Below are 10,138 nucleotides of genomic sequence, written 5' to 3'. Positions count from 1 at the left end.
GGACTCCTCGGGGTGGGGGACGGGGATGCGCGGGACGGGACTCAGCGGACCTTCGCGAGGAAGGCGCGGGTGCGCTCGTGGGCCGGCCGGTCCAGGACCTGCTCCGGGGTACCGCTCTCGACGATCCGGCCCTCGTCCATGAACACGACGGTGTCGGCCGCCTCGCGGGCGAACCCGATCTCGTGCGTGACGACGATCATGGTGGTGCCGCGCCGGGCCAGGTCGCGCATGACGTCCAGCACCTCGCCGACCAGCTCCGGGTCGAGCGCACTGGTCGGCTCGTCGAACAGCACCACCTTGGGATCGAGCGCCAGGGCCCGCGCGATCGCCACGCGCTGCTGCTGGCCGCCGGAGAGCTGCCGGGGGTAGGCGCCGAGCTTGTCGGCGATGCCGACCCGCTCGGCGAGCTCGCGCGCCTCCCGCTCCGCCCCCGCGCGGGGGCGGTGGCGGGCGTGGACGGGGGCCTCGACGATGTTCTCCAGCACCGTGAGGTGCGGGAACAGGTTGAAGTTCTGGAAGACGAACCCGATCGCCCCGCGCTGCCGGAGGATCTGCTTCTCCTTCAGCTCGTACAGGACGTCGCCGCGCCGCCGGTAGCCGATGAGCTCGCCGTCCACCGAGACGTGGCCGCGGTCGGCGCGCTCCAGGTGGTTGACGCAGCGCAGCAGCGTGCTCTTGCCGGAGCCGGACGGACCGAGGACCACGGTCGCCTCGCCGGTGCGCACCGTCAGGTCCACGCCGCGCAGCACGTGCACCGCTCCGAAGCTCTTGTGGACGCCGCGCACCTCCACCATGGCGCGGGCGCCGTCCGCGCGGGTCACCGTCCACCGCCCGCGGCGCCGGTCCGGCGGCCGAAGGCGCCGCGCAGTGCCGCCGCCCGGCGGCGCAGCCGCTGCACCGGAGTGGGCGGCAGCGTGCGCAGCGCGCCCTTCGCGTGGTGCCGCTCCACGTAGTACTGCACCACGCTGAGCAGGGTGGTGAACACGATGTACCAGATGGTCGCCACCATCAGCATCGGGACGACGTCGCCGGTGCGGTTGTAGATGACCTGCACCCGGTAGAACAGCTCGCCCAGCGCCATGATGTAGACGACCGAGGTGCCCTTGAACAGGCCGATGATCTCGTTCGCGGCGGTGGGCATGATCGTGCGCATGGCCTGCGGCAGGATGATGCGGCGGATCTGCCGGGAGCGGGGGATGCCGAGCGCGGCGGCCGCCTCCAGCTGGCCCTGGTCCACGGCGAGGACGCCGGAGCGCACGATCTCGGCGGAGTAGGCCGCCTGGTGCAGCGCGAGCCCGAGCACCGCGGCGGTCAGCGGGCTGATCAGCTCCATCGTGCTCACCGAGTAGAACGACGGGCCGAAGGGCACCCCGAAGGAGATCTCGTCGTACAGGATCGCCAGGTTGTACCAGAACAGCAGCTGGACGATCAGGGGGATCGAGCGGAAGGCCCACACGTAGGTCCAGCTGACCCCGCTGAGCAGCGGGCTGCGCGACAGCCGCATGAGTGCGAGGACCGTGCCGAGCGCGAACCCGATGACGGTGCCGTACGCGGTGAGCCGGACGGTCAGCCACAGTGCGGACAGGATCGAGGGCGCGAACAGGTACTCGGCGACCACCGGCCACTTCCAAGCCGGGTTGGTGATGAGGGCGTTGAGGGCCATCGCGAGCAGGACGGCCACCACCGCGGTGGCCGCCCAGCGCCAGGGGTAGCGGGCGGGCCGCACCCGGAGCGCGGGCTCGCCGGGCGGTTCGGCCGCGACCCCGCTGGCGAGGGGCGTGGTGTCGGGGAACGTGCTCATGGGATGGCGGTCCTTCGCCGGTCGCGGGGGGAGACGGAGGCGGCGAGCCGCTTTTCGAACGGCAGCGGGCCGATGCTCTCGGGATCCGCCGCCAGGTCGAACAGCGGCGTGTACCCGGTGGCGAGGTAGAGGCCGCGGGCCTCGGGCTGCCGCGGTCCGGTGGTGAGGAGGATCCGCCGGTAGCCGAGCCGCGCCGCCTCGGCCTCCAGGGCGGCCACGATCCGCCGCGCCAGGCCGCGGCGGCGGTGCGCGGAGTGCGTCCAGACCCGCTTGAGCTCAGCGGTCGCGGAGTCCTGCCGGCGCAACGCTCCGCCGGCCACCGCCTCGCCCCGTTCGACCAGCACGAGCAGCGCACCCCCGGGAGGCGCGAACTCCGCCGGCGGGTACCGGCTCATCTCGGCCTCGCCCTCGCCGGCTCCGTAGCGGGTGGAGTACTCCCACGCCAGTTCCGCGAGCATCGGGCGGACCAGCGGATCGCTGACGCCGACGCGCCGCAGCAGGGGGTCCTCGCCGTGGACGCGCACTCGACGCCTCACCTCCGCACGGTGGCCGGCCCCGGGCGGGGCTGCTGAGCGGTATCCAGGGTTCTGGAGTTAAACCTATTTGTCAAGTAGGAATACTAGGTTTAATGATCTTGGCCCGCCTCGGGGGAGACGCGGGCGGCCGGGCCGGGAGCCGGAGACCCGCACGGCTGCCGGAGACCGCCCGGCCGGAGCGGCGTCCCGCGCCGGTCGCCGGTCCGCCGCCGGGGCGCGGCCGTCCTGAGCCGTTCCGCTCGCTGGCGTGCTGGCCCTGCCACTGGTTCGGAGGCCGCGGAGGTCGTCCCGGGCCGTTCCGGTCGGCCCCACGCTCCGCATCCGGGGTGAGGGGCGCGCCCTCATCCGCCGCCGCACGATGCCGGGTGCGGTGCCCTCGCATGTTGCGGGGGAGCGGCGGAGGGCCCGCCCTCGGAGCCCGGCGCTCGGGAGCGGCCGTCCAGGGCACCGGCGCCGCCCGCGCCGGCGGGGTCCGGCGCGCCACCGCGCACCGGACCCCGCCGAACCACTGCCGCTCAGGTCGCCGGCACCGGCTCCGGCGCCATGGGGCGGACCGACAGCGCGTCCTTGGACTCGTCCAGGTCCACCAGCACGGTGTCGCCCTCCTGGAGCTCGCCGGCCAGCAGCGACCGCGCCAGCGGGTCGCCGATGGAGGCCTGGACCAGGCGGCGCAGCGGGCGGGCGCCGTAGACCGGGTCGTAGCCGGTGAGCGCCAGCCACTCCCGCGCGGCCGGGGTCACCTCCAGGCGGAGGCGGCGGTCGGTCAGCCGGCGGGCCAGCCGGTCGATCTGGAGGTCGACGATCCGGGTCAGCTCACTGGTGGACAGCGCGTCGAACACGATCACGTCGTCCAGCCGGTTGAGGAACTCCGGCTTGAACGTCGCGCGCACCGTCTGCATGACCTTCTCGCGGCGGGTGGCGTCGTCCAGCGCGGGATCCACCAGGTACTGCGAGCCGAGGTTGGAGGTGAGGATGAGGATGGTGTTGCGGAAGTCCACGTGCCGGCCCTGGCCGTCGGTCAGCCGGCCGTCGTCCAGCACCTGGAGCAGGGTGTCGAACACCTCGATGTGCGCCTTCTCCACCTCGTCCAGCAGCACCACCGTGTAGGGCCGGCGGCGCACCGCCTCGGTCAGCTGGCCGCCCTCCTCGTAGCCGACGTAGCCGGGCGGCGCGCCGACCAGCCGCGACACCGAGTGCTTCTCGGAGTACTCGCTCATGTCGATCCGGACGATCGCCCGCTCGTCGTCGAACAGGAACTCCGCGAGCGCCTTGGCGAGCTCGGTCTTGCCCACGCCCGTGGGGCCGAGGAACAGGAACGAGCCGGTCGGGCGGTCCGGGTCGGAGATGCCGGCCCGGGCGCGGCGGACCGAGTCGGCCACCGCCTGCACCGCGCGGCTCTGCCCGATCAGCCGCTGGCCGATCTCGTCCTCCATCCGCAGCAGCTTGCTGGTCTCGCCCTCCATGAGCCGGCCCACCGGGATGCCGGTCCACGACGAGACGACGTCGGCGACGTCGTCCGCGCCGACCTCCTCCTTGACCATCGTGGGCTCCGGTACGCGCTCCGCCTCCTCCTCGGCCGAGGACGCCTCCTCCAGCTGCTTCTCCAGCTGCGGGATCTCCCCGTACATCAGGCGCGAGGCCGCCTCGAAGTCGCCGTCGCGCTGCGCCCGCTCGGCCTGCCGGCGCAGCTCGTCCAGCCGCTCCTTGAGCTCGCCCACCCGGTTCAGCCCGGCCTTCTCCTGCTCCCAGCGCGCCACCAGCGCGTTCAGCTGCTCCTGCTTGTCGGCCAGATCGGCGCGCAACCGGTCCAGACGCTGCCTGCTGGCGGCGTCGGACTCCTTGCCCAGGGCCATCTCCTCCATCTTCAGCCGGTCGACGGCGCGCTGCAGCTCGTCGATCTCGACCGGACGGGAGTCGATCTCCATACGCAGCCGGGACGCGGCCTCGTCGATGAGGTCGATGGCCTTGTCGGGCAGGAACCGCGCGGTGATGTAGCGGTCGGACAGCGTCGCCGCCGCCACCAGCGCGGAGTCGGCGATCTGCACCTTGTGGTGCGCCTCGTAGCGCCCCTTCAGCCCGCGCAGGATCGCGATCGTGTCGGCGGCGGACGGCTCGCCGACGAACACCTGCTGGAACCGGCGCTCCAGGGCCGGGTCCTTCTCGATCCGCTCCCGGTACTCGTCCAGCGTGGTCGCGCCGACCATGCGCAGCTCGCCGCGGGCCAGCATCGGCTTGAGCATGTTGCCCGCGTCCATCGCGCCCTCGGCCGCGCCGGCGCCCACCATGGTGTGCAGCTCGTCGATGAACGTGATGATCTGGCCGTCGCTCTCCTTGATCTCGGTGAGCACGGCCTTCAGCCGCTCCTCGAACTCGCCGCGGTACTTCGCGCCGGCGACCATGGCCGACAGGTCCAGCGAGATGAGCCGCTTGTCCCGCAGCGACTCCGGGACGTCGCCGGCCACGATCCGCTGCGCGAGGCCCTCGACCACGGCGGTCTTGCCGACGCCCGGCTCCCCGATGAGCACCGGGTTGTTCTTCGTCCGCCGGGAGAGCACCTGGATCACGCGCCGGATCTCGGAGTCGCGCCCGATCACCGGGTCCAGCGCGCCCGCGCGGGCCTGGCCGGTGAGGTCGACCCCGTACTTCTCCAGCGCCTGGTAGGTCTCCTCCGGGTTCTCGGAGGTGACCCGGCCGCGCCCGCGGACGCGTTCGAACGCCTCCAGCAGGCTCTCGGGGGTGGCGCCGGCGTCGTGCAGCAGCCGGGCGGCCTCGCCGCCGTCGGTCGCGAGCCCCACCAGCAGGTGCTCGGTGGAGACGTACTCGTCCTCCAGCTGCTTGGCGCGCTGCGCCGCGGTGTTCATCGTGATGATGAGCTGGCGGGAGCTGGTCGGCGCGCTGACCGTGGAGCCGGCGGCCTTGGGCAGGCCGTCGACCGCCCGCTGCACCGCGCGGTCCAGTTCGTCGGGGTTGGCCCCGACCTCCTTCAGCAGCGGGCGGATGATCCCCTCGCCCTGGTTCACCAGCGCGGCCAGCAGGTGGAGCGGCTCCACCTGCGGACTGCCGTCCGAGGTCGCGCGCCGGATCGCCGTGGACAGCGCCTCCTGGCTCTTCTTGGTGAGTTTGTAGTCCATGTGTGGCCGCCCCCTCTGCACGTGTGCCCGCTCGCCGGTCCCCGGTCCGCGTGCCGCGGCCGCGCCGCGGCACGGGCCGGTCTCCCTACTGCTCCGGTGGCGGGGCCGGGTGGTTGAAGATCGTGACCCGTGTCCGCCGCACCGGCAGCAGCTCGCCGCCGCCGGACTGCGCGGCGGTGCGCCGGGCGACGGCGGCGCGCGCGGCGTCCAGCTCGTTGGCCAGGTGGAACAGGTGCTCCCTGAGTTCGGCCACCTCGCGCTGCAGCTCCATGATGCGCTTGATGCCGGCGAGGTTGATGCCCTCCTCCTGGCTGAGCCGCTGCACCTCCCGCAGCAGCTGGATGTCGCGCATGGAGTAACGCCGCCCCCGGCCGGACGCCCGGCCGGGAGAGACGAGGCCGAGCCGGTCGTACTGCCGCAGGGTCTGCGGGTGCAGGCCCGAGAGCTCGGCCGCCACCGAGATGACGTAGACCGGAGTGTCGTCGCCGAAACCAGGACTGCCCATCATGGTCACACCCCCTTGGCCCGCGCGTCGAGGTCGCTGCGCGGGTTCTGGTCGGCGGTCGCGGCCTGGAACTTCTCCAGGGCCTCGCGCGCCGCGCTGCTGAGGTTCTGCGGCACCGCCACCTCGACGGTGACCAGCAGGTCGCCGGCTGTACCGTCCCGCCGGGGGGAGCCCTTGCCCCGCACCCGGAACGTCCGCCCGTTCGGCGTGCCCGGGGGGATCTTCACGGTGACCGGGAACCCGTTGAGGGTCGGCACCCGCACGTCGGCGCCCAGCACCGCCTCGGGGAAGGTCACCGGCACGGTGATCGTCAGGTTCTCTCCGGACTTGCCGAACAGGGGGTGCGGCTGCACGTGTACCACCACATAGAGGTCGCCGGCCGGTCCGCCGCGCTCACCCGGCGCGCCCTTGCCCTTGATGCGGATGCGCTGGCCGTCGCTGACACCCGCCGGGATACGGGCCTGGATCGTGTGAGTGCTCTTGCCGCGCCCGCTGCCGTTGCAGGTCGGGCACGGGTCGTCCACGACCAGTCCCCGCCCCCGGCACTCGCCGCACGGCTCGGACAGCGAGAAGCCGCCCAGGTTCTTGTTCTCGTGGCCGGTGCCGGAGCAGCGCGGGCACACCCGCGGCGCGGTGCCGGCGCGGGCACCGGTGCCGCTGCACGTCGGGCAGGCGGCCTCGCTGGTCAGCTGGAACGACCGGGTGACGCCGTTGGCCGCCTCGGTGAACGTCAGCTTGGTCTCGGTCTCGACGTCGGCACCGCGCCGGGCCTTGGTCGCGGTGCGGCCGCGGCCGCCGAACAGCCCGCCGAACAGGTCGCTCAGCCGCTCCCCGCCCGGTGCGCCCTGTCCGCCCTGCCCGAACAGGTCGCCGAGGTTGAAGTCGCCGGGGCCGGTGCCGCCGCCCGGGCGGTAGGTACCGCCGAACAGCGAGCGCGCGTCGTCGTACTCCTTGCGGCGCTTGTCGTCGGACAGGACGTTGTAGGCCTCCGAGATCTCCTTGAACCGGTCCTCGGCGGCGCTGTCACCCCGGTTGGCGTCGGGGTGGTACTGGCGGGCGAGCTTGCGGTAGGACTGCTTGATCTCGTCCTTCGTGGCGGTCTTTGAGACTCCGAGGACCTTGTAGTAGTCCTTCTCCAGGTAGTCCTTGGTGCTCATCGACGCTTGCCTTCTCCCGCTCTCGCCTCAAGGGTCTGCTGATGTGGCCGGGGTGGTGCGCCCGCGCCGTGGCCGGGTCGCTCCGACGGCGGACCGCGGAGCCGCGCACCGCCCCGACCGGGGCAGCGCGCGGCATCGGCGCCCGCGGCGCCGCCGTCGGAGACTGTCCTTCCCTACTTACGCGGTCCGTCCCCGTCGGCCGGCCGTTCGTCCGCCGCGGTCTCCGCCTCCGTCGCGGGTTCCGCCGCCTCCGCCGCGTCGACCGCGTCGGCGTCCGCATCGGGGGCGGGCGGGGGCTCCTCGTCCGAGGGGCCGGCCACCACCACGCGGGCCGGGCGCAGCACCCGCTCGCCCACGAGGTAGCCCGGCTGGAACACCTCGATGACGGTGGGGACGGTGACGCCCGGGGTCGGCACCAGGGTCAGCGCCTCGTGCACGTTGGGATCGAACTCGTCGCCCTTCTCCCCGTACTTCTTGAGCCCGAGCTTGCCGACCAGCGACTCCAGCGACTCGCCCACGGACTTGAAGCCGCCGGTGAGCTCGTCGTGCTCACGGGCGCGGCCGATGTCGTCCAGGACCGGGAGCAGTTCGCCGACGACCTGGGCGACCGCCTGCTCCCGTACGGCGGCGCGGTCGCGCTCCACCCGCCTGCGGTAGTTGGCGTACTCGGCGTGCACCCGCTTGAGGTCGTTCACCCGCTCGTCGAGCTCGGCGCGCAACGCGTCGGCCCCCGCCAGGTCCGCCTCGCCGCCGGCGGACTCGTCCACCCGCGGTTCCCCGGGCGGCGCCGACTCCCCGGCCGGCGCCTGCGCGGCGGCGCCCGACTCGGGCGCCGCCCCCTCCGGGGTGCGCAGCTCGCCCGTCTCAGGATCGATCCGCCGCTTGTCGCGGATCACCGGTCCCTGGTGCTCGCGGCCGTTGTCGTTCTCCGGCAGCGCCATTCGCTGCGCCCTCCTCTCCCGTCGTGACTCAGGCGTTGCCGTCGCGCTTGGGGTTGTCCTCGTCGACGATCTCGGCGTCGACGACGTCGTCCGCGCCGGCCTGGGCGCCCGCACCGGCCTGCCCGCCGGCCTGCGCGCCCGCCGCGTCGCCGCTCGCCTGCTGGCTCTGGCTGTAGATGGCCGAGCCGATCTTCTGGCTGGCCAGCGCGACCTTCTCGCTCGCGGAGCGGATGGCGTCGATGTCGGAGCCTTCGAGCGCCTTCTTCAGCTCGCCGAGAGCGGCCTCGGTCTCGGACTTGACGTCCGCCGGGATCTTGTCCTCGTTGTCCTTGATGACCTTCTCGGTCTGGTAGACGAGCGACTCGGCGTTGTTGCGGACCTCGGCCTCCTCGCGGCGCTTGCGGTCCTCCTCCGCGTACTGCTCGGCGTCGCGCACCATCCGGTCGATGTCGTCCTTGGGCAGCGACGAGCCGCCGGAGATGGTGACCGACTGCTCCTTGCCGGTGCCGAGGTCCTTGGCGGTGACGTTCACGATGCCGTTGGCGTCGATGTCGAAGGTGACCTCGATCTGCGGCACACCGCGCGGCGCCGGGGGCAGGCCGGTCAGGTCGAAGACGCCGAGCTTCTTGTTGTACTGCGCGATCTCGCGCTCGCCCTGGTAGACCTGGATCTGGACCGAGGGCTGGTTGTCGTCGGCGGTGGTGAAGATCTCCGACCGCTTGGTCGGGATCGTGGTGTTGCGCTCGATGAGCTTGGTGAACACCCCGCCCTTGGTCTCGATGCCCAGGGAGAGCGGGGTGACGTCCAGCAGCAGGACGTCCTTGACCTCGCCCTTGAGCACACCGGCCTGCAGGGCGGCGCCGATGGCCACGACCTCGTCCGGGTTGACGCCCTTGTTCGGGTCCTTGCCGCCGGTGAGCTCGCGCACCAGGTCCACGACCGCGGGCATCCGGGTGGAGCCGCCGACCAGCACCACGTGGTCGATCTTGTCCACGGTGATGCCGGCGTCCTTGATCACCTGGTGGAACGGCGCCTTGGTCCGCTCCAGGAGGTCGGAGGTCAGCCGCTGGAACTCCGCACGGGTGAGCTTCTCGTCGAGGTGCAGCGGGCCCTCGGCCGAGGCCGTGATGTAGGGCAGGTTGATGGAGCTCTCGCTGGAGCTGGACAGCTCGATCTTGGCCTTCTCGGCCGCCTCGCGGAGCCGCTGGAGCGCCATCTTGTCCTTGGACAGGTCGACGCCGTTGCTGTTCTTGAACCGCTCGACCAGCCAGTTGACGACGGCCTGGTCCCAGTCGTCGCCGCCGAGGTGGTTGTCGCCGTGGGTGGCCTTCACCTCGACCACGCCGTCGCCGACCTCCAGCAGGGAGACGTCGAAGGTGCCGCCACCGAGGTCGAAGACGAGGATGGTGGCCTCGTCCTCCTTCTCCAGGTGGTAGGCGAGCGCGGCGGACGTCGGCTCGTTGATGATGCGCAGGACGTTGAGGCCGGCGATGGTGCCGGCGTCCTTGGTGGCCTGGCGCTGCGCGTCACTGAAGTAGGCGGGGACCGTGATGACGGCGTCGGTGACCTCCTCGCCCAGGTAGGCCTCGGCGTCCCGCTTCAGCTTCTGCAGCACGAAGGCGCTGATCTGCTGCGGGTTGAAGGTCTTGCCGTCAATCTCGGTGGACCAGTCGGTGCCGATGTGCCGCTTGACCGACCGGATGGTCCGGTCGACGTTGGTGACCGCCTGGCGCTTGGCCACCTCGCCGACGAGCACTTCACCGTTCTTCGCGAAGGCCACGACGGACGGGGTGGTCCGGGCGCCTTCGGCGTTGGCGATGACCGTGGGCTCGCCGCCCTCCAGGACCGAGACGACCGAGTTCGTCGTTCCCAGGTCGATGCCGACCGCACGTGCCATGAGTACGTCCTCCGTCAAGGTTGAGTCTTACTCGCGCAGTATTGCTCTGCGGGTTTCCCACTGTCAAATCACTTGAGTCGTGTCGACTCAATGTTCCTCACGCACCCTGTCAACGCGGGGGCTCCCGGGGTTGTTCCCGCGGGTGGCGGAATCCGTGCGGGATCCGGGGC

Annotated in this window: 8 protein-coding genes; all 8 read right to left on the bottom strand. The window is 72.1% G+C overall.

Annotation, left to right across the window (positions count from 1 at the left end; all coding sequences use genetic code 11):
- Nucleotides 1-41 precede the first annotated feature (41 nt).
- Nucleotides 42-794: an amino acid ABC transporter ATP-binding protein gene (locus DEF28_RS24435; protein WP_114400158.1), complete on the bottom strand. Its 753-nt coding sequence runs from the start codon at nt 792-794 to the stop codon at nt 42-44.
- A 23-nt stretch (nt 795-817) separates the two neighbouring features.
- Nucleotides 818-1,801 (bottom strand): amino acid ABC transporter permease, encoded by a 984-nt coding sequence (locus DEF28_RS24430; RefSeq protein WP_114400153.1) that lies wholly within the window; start codon nt 1,799-1,801, stop codon nt 818-820.
- The gene (locus tag DEF28_RS24425) at nt 1,798-2,337 is read right to left on the bottom strand and encodes a GNAT family N-acetyltransferase (RefSeq protein ID WP_233515515.1); all 540 of its coding nucleotides are present in this window, start codon (nt 2,335-2,337) and stop codon (nt 1,798-1,800) included. The genes DEF28_RS24430 and DEF28_RS24425 overlap by 4 nt, the downstream gene beginning before the upstream one ends.
- 515 nt (nt 2,338-2,852) lie before the next feature.
- Nucleotides 2,853-5,468, bottom strand: coding sequence for an ATP-dependent chaperone ClpB (clpB, locus tag DEF28_RS24420; RefSeq protein WP_114400154.1), 2,616 nt, complete (start codon nt 5,466-5,468; stop codon nt 2,853-2,855).
- 85 nt (nt 5,469-5,553) lie between these two features.
- Complete coding sequence (locus DEF28_RS24415; RefSeq protein ID WP_114400160.1) at nt 5,554-5,973, bottom strand: heat shock protein transcriptional repressor HspR; 420 nt, start codon at nt 5,971-5,973, stop codon at nt 5,554-5,556.
- 5 nt (nt 5,974-5,978) lie between these two features.
- On the bottom strand, nt 5,979-7,130 hold the full coding sequence (gene dnaJ / locus DEF28_RS24410; RefSeq protein WP_114400155.1) for a molecular chaperone DnaJ: 1,152 nt from the start codon (nt 7,128-7,130) through the stop codon (nt 5,979-5,981).
- 173 nt (nt 7,131-7,303) lie between these two features.
- Nucleotides 7,304-8,071 carry a nucleotide exchange factor GrpE gene (gene grpE, locus DEF28_RS24405; RefSeq protein WP_114400156.1) on the bottom strand — a complete coding sequence of 256 codons (768 nt, stop codon included), beginning with the start codon at nt 8,069-8,071 and terminating at the stop codon, nt 7,304-7,306.
- Between the two features lie 28 nt (nt 8,072-8,099).
- Nucleotides 8,100-9,968 (bottom strand): molecular chaperone DnaK, encoded by a 1,869-nt coding sequence (dnaK, locus tag DEF28_RS24400; protein ID WP_114400157.1) that lies wholly within the window; start codon nt 9,966-9,968, stop codon nt 8,100-8,102.
- Nucleotides 9,969-10,138 lie beyond the last annotated feature (170 nt).

It is taken from the genome of Marinitenerispora sediminis (assembly GCF_003336425.1).
GTDB classification, from domain to species: domain Bacteria; phylum Actinomycetota; class Actinomycetes; order Streptosporangiales; family Streptosporangiaceae; genus Marinitenerispora; species Marinitenerispora sediminis.
This window is presented reverse-complemented; position numbering and strand designations above follow the sequence as displayed.